The sequence below is a fragment of the Pseudomonas sp. Tn43 genome (assembly GCF_014192635.1).
Taxonomy (GTDB): Bacteria; Pseudomonadota; Gammaproteobacteria; order Pseudomonadales; family Pseudomonadaceae; genus Aquipseudomonas.
In genome coordinates this window covers 224,464-243,677 of the sequence record NZ_JACHYG010000008.1, presented here as the reverse complement: position 1 = coordinate 243,677, position 19,214 = coordinate 224,464, and the positions used below count along the sequence as shown (strand labels likewise).

At 59.4% G+C, this 19,214-nt stretch carries 20 protein-coding genes; 8 read left to right on the top strand and 12 right to left on the bottom strand.

What is annotated here, in order from left to right:
• Positions 1-74 precede the first annotated feature (74 nt).
• The 8 genes from ribE (at position 75) to FHW68_RS21285 (ending at position 5,449) form a co-directional block, all read left to right on the top strand.
• Positions 75-551 (top strand): 6,7-dimethyl-8-ribityllumazine synthase, encoded by a 477-nt coding sequence (gene ribE, locus FHW68_RS21320; RefSeq protein ID WP_003228649.1) that lies wholly within the window; start codon positions 75-77, stop codon positions 549-551.
• Positions 548-1,048 carry a transcription antitermination factor NusB gene (gene nusB, locus FHW68_RS21315; protein WP_183682940.1) on the top strand — a complete coding sequence of 167 codons (501 nt, stop codon included), beginning with the start codon at positions 548-550 and terminating at the stop codon, positions 1,046-1,048. Before ribE ends, nusB begins: the two co-directional genes overlap by 4 nt.
• A 28-nt stretch (positions 1,049-1,076) precedes the next feature.
• Positions 1,077-2,042 (top strand): thiamine-phosphate kinase, encoded by a 966-nt coding sequence (thiL, locus tag FHW68_RS21310; protein WP_183682937.1) that lies wholly within the window; start codon positions 1,077-1,079, stop codon positions 2,040-2,042.
• Positions 2,039-2,542, top strand: coding sequence for a phosphatidylglycerophosphatase A (locus FHW68_RS21305; protein ID WP_095630553.1), 504 nt, complete (start codon positions 2,039-2,041; stop codon positions 2,540-2,542). Before thiL ends, FHW68_RS21305 begins: the two co-directional genes overlap by 4 nt.
• 23 nt (positions 2,543-2,565) lie before the next feature.
• Complete coding sequence (locus FHW68_RS21300) at positions 2,566-3,300, top strand: ABC transporter substrate-binding protein (protein WP_183682934.1); 735 nt, start codon at positions 2,566-2,568, stop codon at positions 3,298-3,300.
• A gap of 279 nt (positions 3,301-3,579) precedes the next feature.
• Positions 3,580-4,197, top strand: coding sequence for a GTP cyclohydrolase II (ribA, locus tag FHW68_RS21295; RefSeq protein ID WP_052967080.1), 618 nt, complete (start codon positions 3,580-3,582; stop codon positions 4,195-4,197).
• Positions 4,194-4,613 (top strand): MFS transporter, encoded by a 420-nt coding sequence (locus tag FHW68_RS21290; protein WP_183682931.1) that lies wholly within the window; start codon positions 4,194-4,196, stop codon positions 4,611-4,613. Before ribA ends, FHW68_RS21290 begins: the two co-directional genes overlap by 4 nt.
• Positions 4,613-5,449 (top strand): cobalamin-binding protein, encoded by an 837-nt coding sequence (locus FHW68_RS21285; RefSeq protein ID WP_183682928.1) that lies wholly within the window; start codon positions 4,613-4,615, stop codon positions 5,447-5,449. Before FHW68_RS21290 ends, FHW68_RS21285 begins: the two co-directional genes overlap by 1 nt.
• Positions 5,450-5,552: 103 nt before the next feature.
• Here FHW68_RS21285 and FHW68_RS21280 read toward each other — a convergent pair whose 3' ends face one another.
• From FHW68_RS21280 to FHW68_RS21225, 12 genes are all read right to left on the bottom strand, one after another.
• Positions 5,553-7,436 (bottom strand): TonB-dependent receptor domain-containing protein, encoded by a 1,884-nt coding sequence (locus FHW68_RS21280; protein WP_183682925.1) that lies wholly within the window; start codon positions 7,434-7,436, stop codon positions 5,553-5,555.
• A 159-nt stretch (positions 7,437-7,595) separates the two neighbouring features.
• Positions 7,596-9,494, bottom strand: coding sequence for a 1-deoxy-D-xylulose-5-phosphate synthase (dxs, locus tag FHW68_RS21275; RefSeq protein WP_183682922.1), 1,899 nt, complete (start codon positions 9,492-9,494; stop codon positions 7,596-7,598).
• 91 nt (positions 9,495-9,585) lie between these two features.
• Positions 9,586-10,473, bottom strand: coding sequence for a (2E,6E)-farnesyl diphosphate synthase (ispA, locus tag FHW68_RS21270; protein ID WP_095633944.1), 888 nt, complete (start codon positions 10,471-10,473; stop codon positions 9,586-9,588).
• Complete coding sequence (locus FHW68_RS21265) at positions 10,470-10,712, bottom strand: exodeoxyribonuclease VII small subunit (protein WP_095633943.1); 243 nt, start codon at positions 10,710-10,712, stop codon at positions 10,470-10,472. Before FHW68_RS21265 ends, ispA begins: the two co-directional genes overlap by 4 nt.
• A gap of 350 nt (positions 10,713-11,062) precedes the next feature.
• Positions 11,063-12,208, bottom strand: a complete 1,146-nt coding sequence (locus FHW68_RS21260; protein ID WP_095633942.1) for a Fic family protein — start codon at positions 12,206-12,208, stop codon at positions 11,063-11,065.
• 580 nt (positions 12,209-12,788) lie between these two features.
• Positions 12,789-13,535, bottom strand: coding sequence for a S24 family peptidase (locus FHW68_RS21255; protein ID WP_095633941.1), 747 nt, complete (start codon positions 13,533-13,535; stop codon positions 12,789-12,791).
• A gap of 231 nt (positions 13,536-13,766) precedes the next feature.
• On the bottom strand, positions 13,767-14,294 hold the full coding sequence (gene ppa / locus FHW68_RS21250) for an inorganic diphosphatase (protein WP_095633940.1): 528 nt from the start codon (positions 14,292-14,294) through the stop codon (positions 13,767-13,769).
• A 113-nt stretch (positions 14,295-14,407) separates the two neighbouring features.
• Complete coding sequence (locus FHW68_RS21245; RefSeq protein WP_183682918.1) at positions 14,408-15,220, bottom strand: zinc-dependent peptidase; 813 nt, start codon at positions 15,218-15,220, stop codon at positions 14,408-14,410.
• A 6-nt stretch (positions 15,221-15,226) separates the two neighbouring features.
• A complete protein-coding gene (locus tag FHW68_RS21240) occupies positions 15,227-15,883 on the bottom strand; it encodes a DedA family protein (protein ID WP_095633938.1) in 657 nt (218 codons plus the stop codon).
• A gap of 394 nt (positions 15,884-16,277) precedes the next feature.
• Positions 16,278-16,739 carry an N-acetyltransferase gene (locus FHW68_RS21235; protein ID WP_095633937.1) on the bottom strand — a complete coding sequence of 154 codons (462 nt, stop codon included), beginning with the start codon at positions 16,737-16,739 and terminating at the stop codon, positions 16,278-16,280.
• Between the two features lie 113 nt (positions 16,740-16,852).
• A complete protein-coding gene (gene eutC, locus FHW68_RS21230) occupies positions 16,853-17,677 on the bottom strand; it encodes an ethanolamine ammonia-lyase subunit EutC (protein ID WP_168185120.1) in 825 nt (274 codons plus the stop codon).
• An 8-nt stretch (positions 17,678-17,685) separates the two neighbouring features.
• A complete protein-coding gene (locus FHW68_RS21225) occupies positions 17,686-19,080 on the bottom strand; it encodes an ethanolamine ammonia-lyase subunit EutB (protein ID WP_183682915.1) in 1,395 nt (464 codons plus the stop codon).
• Between the last annotated feature and the right edge of the window lie 134 nt (positions 19,081-19,214).

Sequence of the window (19,214 nt, the reverse complement as noted above, 5' to 3'; positions counted from 1 at the left end):
GCCTGTATTCGCGGTTAACACATCACTGAGGGGCGCGTAGAAAACGCGTCCCGGCTCTTTAAGAGATCTAACGAATGACCCTGAAGACCATCGAAGGTACCTTCATCGCCCCTAAAGGCCGCTACGCTTTGGTAGTGGGCCGTTTCAACAGCTTCGTCGTTGAAAGCCTGGTCAGCGGTGCAGTTGATGCCCTGGTTCGCCATGGCGTGAGCGAAAGCGACATCACCATCATCCGTGCGCCTGGCGCCTTCGAAATCCCGCTGGTTGCGCAAAAAGTCGCTCAGAAGGGCGAGTTCGCGGCAATCATCGCCCTGGGCGCAGTCATTCGTGGCGGTACTCCGCACTTCGAATACGTGGCGGGCGAATGCACCAAGGGCCTGGCCCAGGTGTCCATGGAGTTCGGCGTACCGGTCGCTTTCGGCGTACTGACCGTTGATTCCATCGAACAAGCCATCGAACGTTCCGGCACCAAGGCCGGTAACAAAGGTGCTGAAGCTGCCCTGTCCGCTCTGGAAATGGTCAGCCTGCTGGCGCAGTTGGAGGCCAAGTGATTAGCGACGATAGCGATCGTTTCAACCCACGCGATCCAAAGCCTGCGGATGCCGGCAAGCCATCGAAAAGCGCCAAGCGCCGCGAAGCCCGTCAGCTCGCGACTCAGGCACTGTACCAATGGCACATGGCCAAGCAGTCGCTGAACGAGATCGAAGCGCAGTTTCGGGTCGATAACGATTTCAGCGATGTCGATGGCGCCTACTTCCGTGAAATCCTGCATGGGGTTCCGCAGTTCAAGACCGAGATCGACGCCGCACTCAAACCTTGCCTGGACTTGACCATCGAAGAGCTGGACCCGGTTGAACTGGCCGTTCTGCGCTTGTCCACCTGGGAACTGCTCAAGCGCGTAGACGTGCCATACCGCGTTGTGATCAACGAAGGTATCGAGCTGGCCAAGGTCTTCGGCTCTACCGACGGCCATAAGTTCGTCAACGGTGTGCTCGACAAGCTGGCCCCGCGTCTGCGTGAAGCTGAAGTGAAGGCGTTCAAGCGCTGATTGGCGCTTGGAATGTCGACACGAAGCCATGGGCGAGTTTGAGCTGATCCGCAATTTCTTCGCCGCCGCGCCTTGTGCGCAGGGCGGCGAAGGCGTTGCCCTTGGGATCGGCGACGACTGCGCCTTGCTGGCTGTTCCCCCCGGGGAGCAGTTGGCGATTTCCACCGACACGCTCGTGGCCGGTGTGCATTTCGCAGACCCCTGCGACCCGTTTCTGCTCGGTCAGCGCTCGCTGGCCGTATCGGTCAGTGACCTGGCCGCCATGGGCGCTGCTCCCATTGCCTTTACCCTTGCCCTGACCTTGCCGACGGTGACCACCGATTGGCTGGAAGCCTTTGCCCGTGGTTTGAACCTCATGGCGCAAAAATGCGGGGTGGCGCTGGTGGGTGGCGATACCACTCGCGGGCCATTGAGCCTGACCATGACCGTATTCGGTCGGGTGCCAACCGGTCTGGCGTTGACCCGCAGCGGCGCACAGCCTGGCGATCTGCTCTGCGTGGGCGGTGAGTTGGGGAACGCTGCGGGCGCATTGCCATTGGTGCTCGGTCAGCGAATGGCTGATGCGGCCATCGCTGACCCGTTGCGTGCCCATTACTGGTCGCCGCAACCGCAGCTGGGCCTGGGCATGGCGTTGCGCGGCAGAGCCACGGCGGCGCTGGACATTTCCGACGGCCTGCTCGCCGACTGCGGGCACATTGCCCTGGCGTCGAAAGTCGGGGTGCAGGTAGAGCGCAGCAAGCTGCCGTTGTCGAAGGCGCTGCTGGCTTTCCTGGGTCAGCCTGGCGCTGAGCAAGCGGCCCTGAGCGGCGGTGATGATTACGTACTGGCCTTCACCTTGCCGCCCGCCGAGTTGCCATCGTTGCTGGCGGACGGCTGGCCGATCCATGTGCTGGGTCAGGTGGTTGTGGGGCAGGGCGTGACATTGCTGGACGCCGACGGACACGACATCACCCCGCCAGTGCGGGGTTATCAACATTTTCGGGAGACACCGTGACAGATCATCCCAAACAGGTCCCGGCGGAGTTCGTACCGCCGTCGGTCTGGCGCAATCCGTGGCATTTCCTGGCATTCGGTTTCGGCTCGGGAACCTTGCCAAAAGCGCCGGGCACCTGGGGTTCGTTAGTGGCGTTACCCTTCATTCCGTTGTGGCAGATGCTGCCCGACTGGGGCTACTGGCTGATGCTCGGTATCACCATGCTGTTCGGCTTCTGGCTGTGCGGCAAGGTCGCCGATGATTTGCGCGTGCACGACCACGAGGGCATCGTCTGGGACGAAATGGTCGGGATGTGGATCACTCTGTGGCTGGTGCCGGAAGGTTGGCATTGGTTGCTGGCGGGGTTCCTGATGTTCCGCTTCTTCGACATTCTCAAGCCCTGGCCGATTCACTGGATCGACCGGCATGTGCACGGTGGGGTCGGGATCATGCTCGACGACGTGCTGGCAGGCGTATTTGCGTGGTTGGCGATGCAAGGGCTGGTGTGGTTTTTCGTCTGAGGCGTCCAGTGAAAGAGCGGGGAATGGCGCGGCGGTTGCTGCTGATGGTTTTTGCGATGTTCTGCTCGCTCGCCCGGGCGGAGGATGCGCCGACGAAGCCGTCCGTGATTCATCTCGCCAGTGAAGCCTGGGAAGATTACACCGCCGCTGATGGTCAGGGTTTGGGCTGGGACGTGTTGCGCAAAGTCTTCGAGCCGGCGGGCGTAAAACTGGATATTCAAACCGAGCCTTATACGCGCGCCATGGGCCTGGCACAGCGTGGCGAAGTGGACGCTTGTGTCGGTTCTTATCGGGATGAGGCGAGCGACCTGCTCTATCCTCGCTGGAATTTCGATACCGATCATATCTACGCATTGGGCTTGGCCAGCAGTCCGGCGCCGACCCTGGATACCTTGGGCCGCTACCGATTGGCCTGGGTACGCGGCTATAAATATCAGGCTTATTTGCCCAATGTGCAGCGCTATAACGAAGTCGTGCGGCGGACGGGAATTGTGTCGATGCTGACCCACAGTCGCGCCGATTACTACATTGATGCGCTGACTGAAGTCGATTATGTCCTTGGCCTAGCCAAGGATACGTCGCAGTTTCGCCGCACGCATATCGCGGAATTGCCGCTTTACCTGTGCTTCGCCGATACTCCTCGGGCCCGCACGTTGAGGGCGCTGTTCGATCAGCGCATGGACGTGCTGGTAAAAAACGGCCAGTTGAAACCGATTTTCGCAAAGTGGAAGCAACCCTATCCGTTTGTCTCGAACTGAATGCAGCTCTTGTAGCAGCTGGCGAAGCCTGCGTTCGGCGGCGAAGCCGCCGTAAATTCAGGCGCTGCGGTGTGTCAGATTGACCGAGTCGATAGGTTTCACGACGGCTGCGCCGCCGAACGCAGGCTGCGCCAGCTGCTACAGGGATGCATCGCGTGGACCCGATGATCAAACTTATTGATCGTTATGCCCCATAATTCAGCGTAAGCGTCTGCAGGAACGTGCTGTTACAATGCCGCCTCTGCGAATCTTCAGTATCTATAGATCAGGAGCACACCGGTGCCTGTCGTTTTTGTCGCCGCTTCCAAGCTGCCAACGCCTTTTGCGCAATTCACCATGCATGGCTTTCTCGATGAAGAGAACGGGCGCGAGCACGTCGTACTGAGCCTGGGTGATTTTGCCGACGGAGCTCCGGTGCTCGGCCGGTTGCACTCCGAATGCCTGACCGGCGACGCCTTGTTCAGCCAGCGGTGCGACTGCGGTTCGCAACTTGAGGCTGCCCTGCAGGCAATCGCCCGTGAAGGCCGTGGCGTGTTGCTTTACCTGCGTCAGGAAGGTCGCGGCATTGGTTTGTTGAACAAGATTCGCGCCTATGAATTGCAGGACGGCGGCGCCGACACCGTTGAAGCCAATGAGCGCCTGGGTTTTGCCGCCGACCAGCGCGACTACGCCATGTGCCTGCCGATGCTGGAGCACTTGGGCGTGAAGTCCCTGCGTCTGATGACCAACAACCCACGCAAGGTCAAAGCCTTGACCGACATGGGCATCGTGGTGGCCGAGCGCGTGCCGTTGCACACTGGGCACAACCCGCACAACAAACTCTATCTGGCCACCAAGGCCAGCAAGCTCGACCACATGATGGGGAACGAGCATCAGGGCGAGGTTGACCGGGCGTGACCCGCGGTCAGGTACGGCGGCGATTGACCGTCAACTGGTGGCAATACCTGGCCCTGGCCTTGGTGCCGCTGTTCGTGATCAATGGCGTATTCGGCCAGAGCGAGGCGATTCTGCCGGTGCTGGCCATGCCACTGTTCATCGCCGGTATGGCCTCGATGTTCGTCAGCCTGAAGTTCTTTGGCGGCTACAAGCACGCCCTGATCGCCACCCAAAAAGCGCTCGACACTCCTGAAGAACCCAGCGCCTGGATCGCCCTGGCCGCGAAACGCCGTGCTGCGTTTCTGGTCGCCGGCCTGCCCGCCTGGATCGGTGCGCTGGCGGTATTCGTCGGTCTTGAAGCCGTACCGCTGATGCTGCTGGCACTGTCGACCATGGTGCTGTTCTACCTCTACCGTATCCCGCGTCAACTCGGCTGATGCGCAGCGTCTGGCTGGCGGTGTTGCTGCTGGCCGTCAGTGGCTCGGCGGCTGCGGTCGAGCGGGTCATCAGCCTGGCGCCCTCGCTTTCCGAGATCGTCGTTGAGCTGAACTCGGCTGACCTTCTGGTCGGTGTGCTGGATGCCGGCGAACGTCCCGCTGAGCTCAAAGACATTCCATCCGTTGGCAGCTACGGCCAGTTGGACATGGAGCGACTGCTCAGCCTCAAGCCCGATCTATTGCTGTTGTGGCCGGGCAGTGTGGGGCCGGCCCAGCGTGAGCAGCTCAAACGGCTGAACATTCCCACCTATGTCGCCGAACCTCATAACCTCGAACAACTTGCCGCCCAGATCGAAGCGATCGCTACGCAGCTCGGAAGACCGGAGCGTGGTGTTTCATTGGCCGCCAAACTGCGTCAACGACTCGATTCCCTGCGCCAGCGTTATCGACGGGATGAACCGTTACGGGTGTTTTATCAAGTCTGGGACCGGCCCCTGTACACCGTAGGCGGCGGGCAAATCATCAGCGATGCGCTGCAGGTATGCGGGGCGCGCAATGTATTTGCCGACCTGACACAGCCTGCTCCGCAGATCAGTGTGGAGGCGGTGTTGCAGCGCAATCCCGAGGTGATTCTGGCCAGTGACCAGGCGCAGCTCGATGCGTGGAAGAGCTGGCCTCAGATAACGGCGGTGGCTCGGGGGCAATTGCTGCTGGTGACGGACAAAGGCCTGGAGCGGCCGAGTGGGCAGATGATCGAAGCGACGGCCAAGTTGTGCCAGTTGATCGCACCCTGTGGCGAGGGGGCTTGCCCCCGTTCGGCTGCGCAGCAGCCGTAATTAGGTTGATGGGAATGTCTGATAAAACACGGTTGCTGGACCTGGGGCCGCTTCGCAGCCCAACGGGGGCAAGCCCCCTCGCCACAAATGACCGAGTTGGTTTTTAGATTTTTGGCGTCCAGGTCACTCCGAACATCCACGCCCGGCCTTCCTCGCGATACCCATACTGACTGCCGTCATGGCTGTACAACGCCCGGCTGTAATCCTTGTCCAGCAAGTTGTCGAGCTTCAACTCCAGCCTGATCTCTCGATTCAGCGCCCAACTGCCGCGCAACCCCAACAATGCATACCCGCCCAGCGGCTGTTGATTGTTTTCGTCGTCATAACTGCTGCTCACCGCTTGCCAACTGGCACCGACGCCGAGCCGATCAAACTGCCGATCCAGATCCAGGCTCAAGGTCCGCCGTGCACGACGGGCGAGGGTATGGCCACTGTCGCGATCCCGTGGGTCGATGATCGCCACGCCGAGGTTGCTCTGCCAACCGAACAGCTCTTGTTTCAAAGCCGCTTCAAAACCGTTGATCCGCGCCGAGGCGACATTCGCCGGGCGGTTATTGCTGCCGAAAATAATCGCGTCTTGCAGATCGGTGCGGTACAGCGAAGCTTCCAGGCGACTGGTGCCTGTCAGCTGACTGCGCCATTGCAGCTCATAACTTTTCGAGGTTTCGGGTTTCAAATCCGGGTTGCTGAAATCCGGGTAGTACAGGTCGTTGAAGGTCGGCGCGCGAAAGCCTTCGCTGTAGGTCAGCAGCACATCGTTGTCCGGGTTCAGTGGCAGAGTGAACGTGCCGCTCCAGCTGTTCTGGCTGCCGAATTGCTGGTTCTGGTCGCGGCGCAGGCCCAGTTCGGTTGAGAAACTGTCGGTTTGATAGCGATGCTGGATAAATGCCGCACGGTTCCAGCGGCTGTCTTCGTCGAACGCGGTACTGCTGTTGATTCGGTCCTGGTACCAGTCGCCGCCGAGGATCAGGCTGTTGCGTTCATCCAGGGTGAGGTCGTTCTGCCAACTCACCGAATCGCGGTAAGTGTTGAACACGCTGCGTTCGTCGCTGAGTTTGTCGAGCGTTTTCTCGCGGTTTTCGCTGTGGCCTAATTCGACGCGGGTTTTCCATCGGTCATTGATCCGCGCGTCGACGTAACTGTTGACGCTGCTCACGGCAAACTCGCTGTAAGGCTGTTGCTGGACCGATCCGAAGGTGTCCATGTCGAAGCGGCCGAACGGGTTGTCGAACGCACTTTTGCCCTGGTTATCCAGCAGATTGGCGCCGACTTCGATGTCGTCGGTGAGGGCGTGACTCAGGCTTAAGCTGACCGATTTATTGCGATATTCATCGTGATCGCCATCACTGGGCCAGGACTCATGAGTGCGATTGATGCCTGCCGTTTCATCAAGGCTGGCGCCCAGGTTGAAGCGGGTCTGCGTGTCGCCTCCAGACAATCCAAGGCTGCGTTCCCAGGTCTGATGGCTGCCAACCCCCACGTGCATGCGCGGTTGCAGGCCTTTTTCGCCGCCACGGCGGGTGAAGATCTGAATCACCCCGCCGATCGCATCGCTGCCGTAAATAACTGAACGCGAACCGCGCAGCACTTCCACGCGCTCGACCTGTTCGATGTTGATGTGTTGCAGGTTGCTGTCGCCGGAGGTCGAGTTACCGATGCGCTGGCCATCGACCAGCACCAGGCTTTGCGCCGACTTGGTACCACGAATATAAACCCCGGGCAGACTGCCGCGCCCCCCGGTTTGCCCGACCTGTACGCCCGGTACCCGGCGCAGCAGATCAGTGACACTGCTCGGTTGCAGACGGTCGATATCGTCGCGGGTGAACACCGTGTTGGCGGCGCTGCTGTCATTGCGTGCTTCGACCTGACGGTTGGCGCTGATCAGCACGTCGGGCAGTTTCAGGGCCTGGTCGCGTTCGAAGGTGTCAGCCATGGGCTGGCTGACTGGCAGAAGCGTCAGCGTCAGGGCAAAAGGGGAGAGTTTCATGGGCAGTCCGTTGATGCTTTAAAGCGAACACATTCTTGTGGCTGCACAAAACTCTGTGGGAGCGGGCTTGCCCGCGATGACGGAGTGTCAGTCAATGAATAAGCCGACTGTTATTCCGCTATCGCGGGCAAGCCCGCTCCCACAGGTTTTGTATATGCCTTAGAGATTCAGCAGTTGCAGGCGCTGGCGCACCGCTTCTTCGATTCCGGCCTCATCCAGTCCGCATTCGGCCAGCATTTGCGCAGGCTTGGCGTGCTCGACGTAAATGTCCGGCAAGCCCAGGTGCAGCACCGACTTGAGAAGGTTCTCGCGTGCGAGGAACTCGCTGACCGCGCCACCGGCACCGCCCATGATGGCGTTTTCTTCGACGGTCACCAGCAATTCGTGGTTGCCGGCGATTTCGCGAACCAGCGCTTCGTCGAGCGGTTTGACGAAACGCATGTCGACCACGGTCGCATCCAGTTTTTCAGCGACTTTCAGCGCCTCGGCCAATTGCACGCCGAACACCAGCAAGGCGACTTTGCTGCCCTGGCGGCGAACGACACCCTTGCCGATTTCGATCGGTTCGAGATCTTTGGTGATCGGCGCATTCGGGCCGGTGCCGCGCGGATAACGCACCGCCGCCGGGCCGTTGTACAGATGGCCGGTGCTGAGCATTTTGCGCAGTTCGTTTTCGTCGCTCGGGGTCATTAGCAGCATGCCGGGGATGCAACGCAGGAACGACAGGTCAAAGCTGCCTGCGTGCGTCGGGCCGTCTTCGCCCACCAGGCCTGCGCGGTCGATGGCGAACAGCACGTCGAGGTTTTGCACCGCCACATCATGCACAAGCTGGTCGTAAGCGCGTTGCAAGAAGGTCGAATAGATCGCCACCACCGGTTTTGCGCCTTCGCAGGCCATGCCGGCGGCGAGGGTCACGGCGTGTTGCTCGGCAATCGCCACGTCGAAATAGCGCTTGGGAAAACGTTCGCTGAAGGCCACCAGGTCGGAGCCTTCCTTCATCGCCGGGGTAATCCCGACCAGGCGTGGATCGACCGCGGCCATGTCGCACAGCCATTCACCGAACACACCGGAGTACTTCGGCCCGCCGGCTTTCTTCGGCGCGGTGGCCGGAGCATCCACCGGTTCGAGTTTGGTGATGGCGTGGTAACCGATCGGGTCGACTTCCGCCGGAGCGAAGCCTTTGCCTTTTTTGGTGACCACGTGCAGGAATTGCGGGCCTTTCAGATCGCGCATGTTGCGCAGGGTGGCGATCAGGGTCGGCAGGTCATGGCCATCGATCGGGCCGATGTAGTTCCAGCCCAGCTCTTCGAACAGTGTGCCGGGAACCAGCATGCCTTTGGCGTATTCTTCGGTGCGACGGGCGATTTCCCAGGCGCCGGGCAGGCGCGACAGGACCTTTTTGCTGCCTTCGCGCATGCTTGCATAAGTGCGGCTGGAAAGGATTTTCGCCAGATAGTTCGACAAGCCGCCCACGTTACGCGAGATCGACATGTCATTGTCGTTGAGGATCACCAGCATGTTGGCGTCAACTTCCGGCGCGTGGTTCAGTGCCTCGAAAGCCATGCCAGCGGTCAATGCGCCGTCGCCGATCACTGCGATCGCTTTGCGATCACTGTGTTGCAGTCGGGCAGCAATCGCCATGCCCAGCGCTGCGCTGATCGAGGTGCTGGAGTGACCGACGCCAAAGGTGTCGTACTCACTCTCGGAACGACGCGGAAAGGCGGCAACGCCGTCCTTCTGGCGCAGGGTGCTCATGCGCTCGCGACGACCGGTGAGGATTTTGTGCGGGTAGGCCTGATGACCCACGTCCCACACCAATCGGTCATCCGGGGTGTCGAAGACGTAATGCAACGCGATGGTCAGCTCGATGACGCCCAGGCCGGCACCGAAATGCCCACCGGTCTGACCGACCGTGTAGAGCAATTCCAGGCGCAACTCATCAGCCAGGGTTTCCAGCTCGGCTTCGCCTAACCGGCGCAGGCCGTCCGGCGTGTTGGCACGGTCGAGCAGTGGCGTGGTCGGGCGCTTGCGGGGAATCTCATGAAACGTCGTGGGCATCAGGCGAATCGTTATAGGTATAAAAGATGCGGCAGTTTACCTGATGCATCGCCCCCTGCCCACGCGTTGGTTTTTTTTGGCGGATACGCCGTCAGCTGCGGCGCTCGACGATATACCGGGCCAGATCGCGCAATGGCTCGGCCGCCGCGTCAAACGGTCGCAGGGCGTGCAGGGCCTGGTCACGCAGCTCCAGGGCATAGGCCTTGGCCGCATCGAGACCGAGCAGGGCCGGGTAAGTCGGTTTGTCCCGGGCGATGTCGGCGCCCTGGCGTTTGCCGAGGGTTTCGGTGTCACTTTCGACGTCGAGAATGTCGTCCTGGACCTGAAAGGCCAGGCCAATGGCCTGTGCATAACTCTGCAAGGACTTCAGTTCGTCCTTCGCGGCATGACCGCAGGCCAGTGCGCCAAGCTTGACGCTGACTTCGATCAGCGCGCCGGTCTTGTGCCGGTGCATGTATTCAAGGGCTTTTTGATCGAGCTTCAGGCCCACTGAGCCCAGATCGATGGCTTGCCCGCCGACCATGCCCGCCGGACCTGCCGCCAACGCCAGGGCGCTGACCATCTGCAGACGGGTTTCAGCATCGCAATTGCTCAGGTGCGGGTCGAGCAGGGCACTGAAGGCCAGGCTCTGCAAGCCGTCACCGGCGAGGATTGCACAAGCTTCATCGAATTTTTTATGCGTAGTCGGCTGGCCGCGACGCAAATCGTCGTCGTCCATGGCCGGCAAATCATCGTGCACCAGCGAATAGGCGTGAATCAGCTCAACCGCACAGGCCGCGCCATTGGCTTGCTCGGCCTTGCCGCCCAAGGCTTCACATGCGGCGTAGGCCAACAACGGGCGCACACGCTTGCCGCCGTTCATCACGCTGTAGCGCATGGCTTCGTAGAGGCGGGCAAGTTCAGGGCTTGGCGCGCTGAACAGGGTTTCCAGTGCCGCATTGACGCGAGCCTGGCTGGACGCCGAATACGCCGCAATCATTCTGGCTGATCCGCGTCGAAGGGTTCCTCGGCCAGCTCACCATCACGCTCGAGCAGCACTTGAACCTTTAGCTCGGCCTGAGCCAGCGCCGCCTGGCAATCGCGGGTCAGACCGATGCCCTGCTCAAAAGCGGCCAGCGAGTCTTCCAGCGACAATTCGCCATTCTCCAGACGCTCCACCAGCGTTTGCAGGTCAGCGAGAGATTGTTCGAAATCCAGTGCAGCTTTTTTGCGGGCCATGGCGGCTATTTCCGGTTGACGTTAAACCGGCGCGACACTAGCAGACATAGGGGTTATGGGCAAATGAGCGGGGCGTTTCGGACAATGAGTTCAGGAAGTGAATGCGACCTCTGTGATGAGGGGGCTTGCCCTAAAGCCGGTAAGTTAAACCATTTCAGCAGCGACGCGCCCCTTGTAGCAGCTGCCGGAGGCTGCGTTCGGCTGCGAAGCAGTCGTAAAATCAGAGATTGCGATACGTTAGGCATACGGCATTAGCCGGGTTCACGACTGCTGCGCAGCCGAACGCAGGCTTCGCCAGCTGCTACAGATCGCCTTACGGCTTAACTCATCGAGTGCAATGTCGATCATGATTAATCTGTTGAGTCATCCGGATCGCAGATTTGATATCGAGTACTGCGCCCGCCGCCGGGCAGGCGTTTCAGGCAGCCCTTCTCCAGCAGTTCGGCCAGATGACGGGTTGCGGTGGCTTTGGAAACCTTTGCCACTGCCTGATATTGAGCGGCGCTGATGCCGTTATCGAAACCTCGTTCCCCACCATCGAGCAAGCGATTCAATACTTTGGTCTGCTCGGTCGACAGTCCGGATTCCCGATGTGCCTGCCAGAAACGCGCCTTGCCCAGTACCGACTCAATCCGCGTCATGGCCTGCTGCAAGCTACGCAGCAAAGTCTGAAGAAACCACTCCAGCCATTCGGTGATATCCATCGTGGATTTCTGACTGGTTTCCAGCACTCGGTAATAGCCAGAACGATCATCCAGAATGCTCGCCGACATGGCGTAGAAACGGATGGCCTGAGCCTCACCCTGAGCCAGGGCCAGATCAGTGATCGTTCGCGTCAGGCGACCGTTGCCATCGTCGAAAGGATGCAACGTCACAAACCAGAAATGTGCGACGCCGGCCCTCAGCAAAGGGTCGAGGCCAACCTGATTTCGGCTGGCTTCAAACCAGCTCAGGAAGGTTTCGAGTTGTCGTTCAAGACCAAGGCGAGGCGGCGCTTCGAAGTGAACGGTCGGCCTGTCGAGTCGCCCCGAAACAACTTGCATCGGCTCGTCGCCGCGCAAGGCGCCAACATGGATCGACCGGGCGGCGAGATCCGTGTCTTGCTCAGGAAACAGCCATTTATGCCAATCCAGCAATCGAGCCAATGTCAGTGGTTCAGAGAAATGCCGGGTGGCATCGAGCATCAATTGCGCCAGGCCTTCGCTGCGCTGGCTGCTTTTATCGCCCGCGCCCTGTTCCAGCCCCAATCGTCGCGCCAATGATGACCGAACGGAGCCGATATTCAGTTGTTCGCCCTCAATCGCCGACGAGGTCACGATGTTCTGTAACAGCGCATCCAGTTCGCTTTGCGCGCTCAACGAGCGGCCTACCGAACTGGCCATGCCCATCAATTGACCCTGCGCCTGAACGCAGTCGCGCAACAGTGGCGCCAAATGCTCGGCTTGCCATTGAAAGCTCGGCCAATCAGGCTGCTGCCAGATCCAGTGAGGTGCCATGGAATCGGTACTCTTGGAATGAGTGAGCCAATTAAAAATGCTATTCGGCTCATGTGGTGAGCCGAATATGACGTCTATTCGGCTCATCGTCCAGTTGTTCGGACAGCATGTCGTCTCACGTCCCGGCTGCGATCGAATCGCGCAACATGTGGTTGGCTGCAGGTTAATGGGTTGTTCAGACTTTATATTCAGGCATTAAAAAGCCGGCTTGTGGCCGGCTTCTCGGGGACTGGCTTGGTTTATTTTTGGTAAACCGCGCCAGCCTTCAAAACGTACACCCGGATCTTGCGTCCGGCTGTGGGACTTGGCGAGAAAGTGATCTGCCTTGTCGGTGCGATCTGAGCCTGAAGAAGGGTCGATGCGCAAATGTGGGGCGCAGCATACTGATTTTTTTGAGGAATTCCCAGCCTTGGCATGCGGAGTAGAGCGGATTGTGGCGAGGCGTAGCAGCTGCCGAAGGCTGCGTTCGGCTGCGAAGCAGTCGTAAACCCGGTAACCATACTGTCCGCCATAGTGAATGGTTTGCGACTGCTGCGCAGTCGAACGGGGGCAAGCCCCCTCGCCACAGTGGGTAGCGTGCTTATAGGAAGGGCACTGACGGCCGGCGTTTATTGAGTGTCGACCACCAGAATACCCATCCCAATACCCTTATGTTTTGCTTGTCGATCTGTTCGGCACTGAAGATTTCGTCTGGATACTCGGTTCTGTTGTAGCTGCGCAATCGCAACGCATTGCCCGGCATCCGGTGCAGGTATTTGATCCGCAGCATCCCGTCATGCTCGATCGCATAAATTTCCCCATCAATCACCTGAGTCAGCCCACGGTCGACCGCAAGCGTGGAGCCATCTTCAATCTTTTCGCCCATGCTGTTACCGATCATGCAGATACAAATAGCATCGGCGTGCTTGATTTCCAGGGAGTCCAGATGGCTGCGAGGCAGGCGGATGGATTGGCTGGGGTCTTTGACGACGTGGGTTTTGTTGGAACCCGGGGCGGTGGCTGTTTCCTTGTAGAAGGGCAATTCGACGTCGACGGGCTCGATCACCGTGTAGATGCCGCGGATGGCCTGGGCATCGAAGGTGTTGCCGGACTCGTCGAGCACGCGCAGGCGTGAGGATTCTTTCGGGCCTTCGCCGGTTTTCAGCCAGTCGCTATTTACAGAGAGTAATTTGGCGACCTCTTCCATGCGGTAGGCGGGCACACCTCGGGTGTACCAGTTGTGGATATTTTGTGCTTCCGTGTCGAAGAAAGCGGCAAATCCTGTGGTAGTGATTTTCGCTGCTTCAAGGAGTGCTTTAAACCGTGGGCCGCTAGTGTTCTTTTTCATAAACACGAGTCTACTGGCGCAGGATGGGGGTTTGAATAAACGATTCGTTCAAATTTCGAGGGAAATTTAAGACTGGATGTAAGGCGCTTTTAGTGGAAACCAAACACGCAAAAACCAAAGCCAGGAAGCACTATACGTACCGTTAAAGATGCGACTTTCTGGGTGTGCGCCCACAAAAAACCCCGGATCAACCGGGGTTTTTCTTCAAGCATCGTAGCGTGCCGTGGCTTCTCAGCCTTTATAGGCAGCAACCGACTTGGTGATCGCGTCGCGAGCGGCATCGGCGCCGGCCCAGCCTTCGATCTTCACCCATTTGCCTTTTTCGAGATCTTTGTAGTTCTCGAAGAAGTGCTCGATCTGCTGAATCAGCAGCGCAGGCAGATCGGTGTATTCCTTTACGTCGACGTACAGCTGGGACAGCTTGTCGTGTGGAACCGCGATCACTTTGGCATCGCCGCCGCCGTCGTCGGTCATGTTCAGGATGCCGACGGGACGCGCGCGGATTACCGAACCTGGGGCAACCGGGTAAGGGGTTACGACCAGCACGTCGAGGGGATCACCGTCGTCGGCCAGGGTGTTGGGGATGTAACCGTAGTTGGCCGGGTAGAACATCGGGGTGGCCATGAAACGGTCAACGAACAGGCAATCGCTGTCTTTGTCGATTTCGTATTTGATCGGCGCGTGGTTGGCCGGGATCTCGATCGCGACGTAGATGTCGTTCGGCAGGTCTTTGCCAGCCGGAATCTTGCTGTAGCTCATTGGGCGGTGCCCCCGTTAGTTGACCAAAAACACTTGGCCGGATTGACCAAAAAGTGGCGGCGATTATAGGCATATTCTGCCACCGTTGCCATGCGCCAGAGGTCGTGTAGACCTTAGTCGTGTGCCTGATAGACAGGGTTCTCGGCCAGAAGTTGCCGTAGCCGGGCCAGCGGATCCTGCCGATAAAACAACTTAAGCTGCTCATAAACCTGTGGATATGCCTCGTGCAGCAAATCCGGGGCGCTGAAGAAGTATTCGCTGGTGACGGCGAAGAATTCGGCGGGGTTTTCCGCTGCGTACGGGTCGATGGCGGTTTCGGCGTCCGGGTTGCGATCCAGTTGCCGGTCGAGGTCGTCATAGGCTTCTTGCATGATTCTGGCCCAGTCGCTGACCCGCATATCGGCATGCAGCGGTGGCAAGCCATTGGCGTCGCCATTGAGCATGTCGAGTTTATGCGCGAGTTCGTGGATCACCAGGTTGTAGCCTTCCCAGCCACCGCTGGCCATCACGCCGGGCCAGGCGAGGATGATCGGGCCTTGCTGCCAGGCTTCGCCGCTGTGTTCGCCATCCCATTCGTGTTCGACGCCGCTGGCATCGCGATGGCGCTGGGGGCTGAGGAAATCGTCGGGGTAGAGGATGATTTCGTGAAAACCCTGATACCAGTTCAGATCGCCCAGGTGCAGCAGCGGCAATTGGGCCTGGGCGGCGAGCAGCAAGCGTTGCTCCTGGTGAAGCTCGACGCCGGGAAGGGCGGTCAGGTGTTTGTCTTGCAGGAACAGCACGCAGGCTTCCCGCAACCACTGGTCTTCGGCTGCGCTGAGGCCATCGAGAAACCTCAAGTGATGGCGCACCCGTTGCCACATGTCGTCGGCAATCGGATGCCTGGCCAGAGTGCGCTGGCGTCGCCAGGCGCTAAGAGACCACATCGTGAGTCAGCGTGGTTCGGCTTTGGACGTGGTATGACCGAGGCGGCTGCGGATCACGCTGATGATCATCGGTAGCAGCGACAGCAAGATGATGCCCACCACCAGCAGCGACAGGTTTTTCTTGATGAACGGTACGTTACCGAAGAAGTACCCGAGGGTGACCAGGCCCCCCACCCAGAGGATGGTGCCAAGGATGCTGAAGGCAAAGAAACGAGGGTAAGGCATTTTGCCTACACCGGCGACGAACGGCGCAAACGTACGGATGATCGGCAGGAAACGCGCCAGGGTCACGGTTTTGCCGCCGTGCTTTTCGTAGAAGTCGTGGGTTTGTTGCAGGTAGTCGCGACGGAATATTTTCGAGTTCGGGTTTCTGAACAGTTTTTCGCCGACGGTGCGACCGATCACGTAGTTGGTGCTGTCACCGAGAATCGCCGCCAGCATCAGCAGGCCGCCCAGCAGCACCGGGTCCATGCTGCCACCGGCCGCCACTGCGCCGGCGATGAATAGCAGGGAGTCGCCCGGCAGGAATGGCATCACCACCAGACCGGTTTCGCAGAAGATCACCAGAAACAGAATGGCGTAAATCCATGCCCCGTAGTTAGTCACCAGCAGGTCGAGGTAAACATCGAGATGCAGGATAAGGTCGATCGGGTTGAAATCCATGGAAAGCACCTGTGGTGATGGCCCGACTCTGCAGGCCTGTGCGGATGGCTTCGCGTAAGACTACAGCTAAGTGTGAATTTTCTTACGAGCCGGAAGAGCGGGCATTATACGGGGAGAGAAGCGAAAAACGCCTTGAGTTTGTAGCGAGGGATGTCGACGGGACGATCATAGGCCTGTTGGCTTTGCACAATCCTTGTGGCGAGGGGGCTTGCTCCCGTTGGGTTGCAAAGCGCCCCCTGAACCAGGCAGTCACGGTTTTTCAGATACACCGCATGCTGAGGTTTTACGACGGCTGCGCCGCCGAACGGGGGCAAGCCCCCTCGCCACGACAAGCCCTCTGGCTACAGCAAGCCCCCCGCGCGCCACAGCTCCTCGCCACAAAGGCCTCAGTGCATTACAGCTCCTCACTGATCGGCAATACGTAGTTCTTGAACTCGGTGTCTTCCCTGAACCCGATGGATTCATAGGTTTTCTGCGCGACTTCGTTGTTGCTGCTGGTGGAAACGCGCATACGCACGGCGTTGGTTTCCTTGGCCATTTTTTTTGCGGTACGGATCAGGTTGTCGGCCACCAACTGGCGGCGGGCGTCTTCGGCGACGTAGATATCGTTGAGGATCCACACGCGTTTAAGCGAAAGGGACGAAAAGCTGGGGTATAGCTGACAGAAACCCATCAGCTTGTTGTTGTCGTCATCGGCCAGGGCCAGGTAGATCACCGATTCCTTGCGCCGCAGGCGTTTCTCAAGGAACGCCCGGGATGAGTCCGGATACGGCAGGGAACCGTAAAACTCACGATATTTGACGAACAACGGGGTCAGCAGGTCGAGGTGTTCGAGGGTCGCTTGAATAATCCGCATGGTAGGTCTCGTCTTCAAGTGGCTGTCTTACGTGGTGACGGCGATGGGAAATCCCTGGCGGCCGTGCATCGATCCTGCCTGAATCCTGAATGGAAACGCAATGCGGAAACGGTTCAGGCATCCGACGGGCTCAGTAGGAAATTACCCTTCATGCCCGCACCATTGTCCGATTCCAGCGTCTGAACCTGGGCTTCGTCCTTCAGACTGACCCCTGATATCTGCCGCCGACAGGCTTCGCGCATCAAATACAGTAGCCGGTGTGCTGCCATGCCGTAACTCAAGCCTTCGAGGCGGACATTCGAGATGCAATTGCGATAGGCATCCGTCAGTCCGACCTTGGGATTATAGGTGAAATACAGTCCCAGGCTGTCTGGCGAGCTCAAGCCGGGGCGCTCGCCGATCAAAATGACCACCATCTTCGCGCCTAACAGCTCGCCAATCTCATCGGCCACTGCAACTCGGCCCTGTTCCACCAGGATCACTGGCGACAGGGACCAGCCCTCATTGGCTGTCTGTTCTTCCATGCGCGCCAGAAACGGTAAGGTGTGGCGATGAACGGCCAATGCCGAGAGCCCATCGGCCACCACGACCGCCAAGTCCACCCCGTCAGGATGATTCCGAGCATGGTCGCGCAGAGTCTGCGCCGACTCATCACTCAACTTGCGCCCCAGATCGGGGCGCTGCAGATAGCTGTTGCGATCCGAGGCGGCGCTGTGCAGCAGCAGATGCTCACGTCCACGCTCGGCCAGTTGCGAACTGAGCCCCTTGTGATCGAACGGCAGGTGCACCGCATCCCGGGCCTGTGCGTGGGCGTATTGAAAATCCAGCTGTGCACGGGTCGGCATGCTGGTGCCTGTACGACCGAGAGCAATACGTGCCGGGGTCAGGCGACGCAGTTCCAGCAACGGGTTTTGCGGATCGACAGGTGGTTTATCCATCTCAATACTCATCCCAGTTGCCCCATGGCCTGACGGAAGGCTGGCGGCAGGTTGTCGCCGAAGTGAATTTTGCCGTCTGCCTGGGTGAAGATGCCCATGTTCGCCAGCCACTGTTCAAACTCCGGCGCCGGTTTCAGGCCCAGGGTTTTCCGGGCGTAGAGGGCGTCGTGGAACGAGGTGGTCTGGTAATTGAGCATGATGTCGTCGGAGCCGGGGATGCCCATGATGAAGTTGATCCCGGCCACGCCCAATAAAGTCAGCAGGGTATCCATGTCGTCTTGATCGGCTTCGGCGTGATTGGTGTAGCAAATGTCGCAACCCATGGGCACGCCCAGCAGCTTGCCGCAGAAGTGGTCCTCGAGGCCGGCACGGATGATCTGTTTGCCGTTGTACAGGTATTCGGGGCCGATGAAGCCTACGACGGTGTTGACCAGAAACGGTTTGAAATGGCGTGCCACGGCGTAGGCGCGGGTTTCGCAGGTCTGTTGATCAATGCCGTGGTGAGCATTGGCCGACAAGGCGCTGCCTTGGCCGGTTTCGAAATACATCAGGTTCTGGCCCAACGTACCGCGATTCAGGCTCAAGCCCGCGTCATAGCCTTCCTGCAAGACGTTTAGGTTGATACCGAAACTGGCGTTGGCCGCTTCAGTGCCGGCGATCGACTGGAACACCAGGTCCAGCGGAACGCCACGGTTCACCGCCTCGATGGAGGTAGTAACGTGGGTCAGTACGCAGGCCTGTGTAGGAATTTCGTAGCGCTGGATGATTGCATCGAGCATTTCCAGCATGGCGCAGATCGAGGCGATGCTGTCGGTAGCCGGGTTGATGCCGATCATTGCATCACCATTGCCGTACAGCAGGCCATCGAGAATGCTCGCGGCGATACCGGCCGGTTCGTCGGTGGGGTGATTGGGTTGCAGGCGAGTCGAGAGCCGGCCACGCAGGCCCAGGGTGCCGCGAAATGTCGTGACCACGCGGATTTTTTGCGCCACCAGCACCAGGTCTTGCACGCGCATGATCTTCGACACGGCGGCAGCCATTTCCGGGATCAGGCCCGGTGCGAGGGCGCGCAGGCTCTGTTCGTCGGCGGCATCGCTGAGCAGCCAATCGCGAAAGCCGCCGACAGTGAGGTGGCTGACCGCTTTAAAAGCCTGTTTGTCGTGGGTGTCGATGATCAGCCGAGTGACTTCATCGGTCTCGTAAGGAATCAGTACTTCTTGCAGGAAATGAGTCAGCGGGATGTCAGCCAGGGCCATCTGCGCGGCTACGCGCTCGCCATCATTGAGGGCGGCGACGCCGGCCAGAAAATCTCCGGAGCGCGCCGGGCTGGCCTTGGCCATGACATCCTTGAGGCTCTCGAAGCGGTAGGTCTGGGCGCCGATGGTATGGGCAAATACGGCCATGGTGTCCTCCTGGTTAATTGATGACCTGTAGGCGCGAGGCTTGCCCGCGAAAAACGATAACGCGGTGTATCAGTCAGACCGCATCATGCCCTTCGCGGGCAAGCCTCGCTCCTACAAGAATGGGGCGCTCCCAA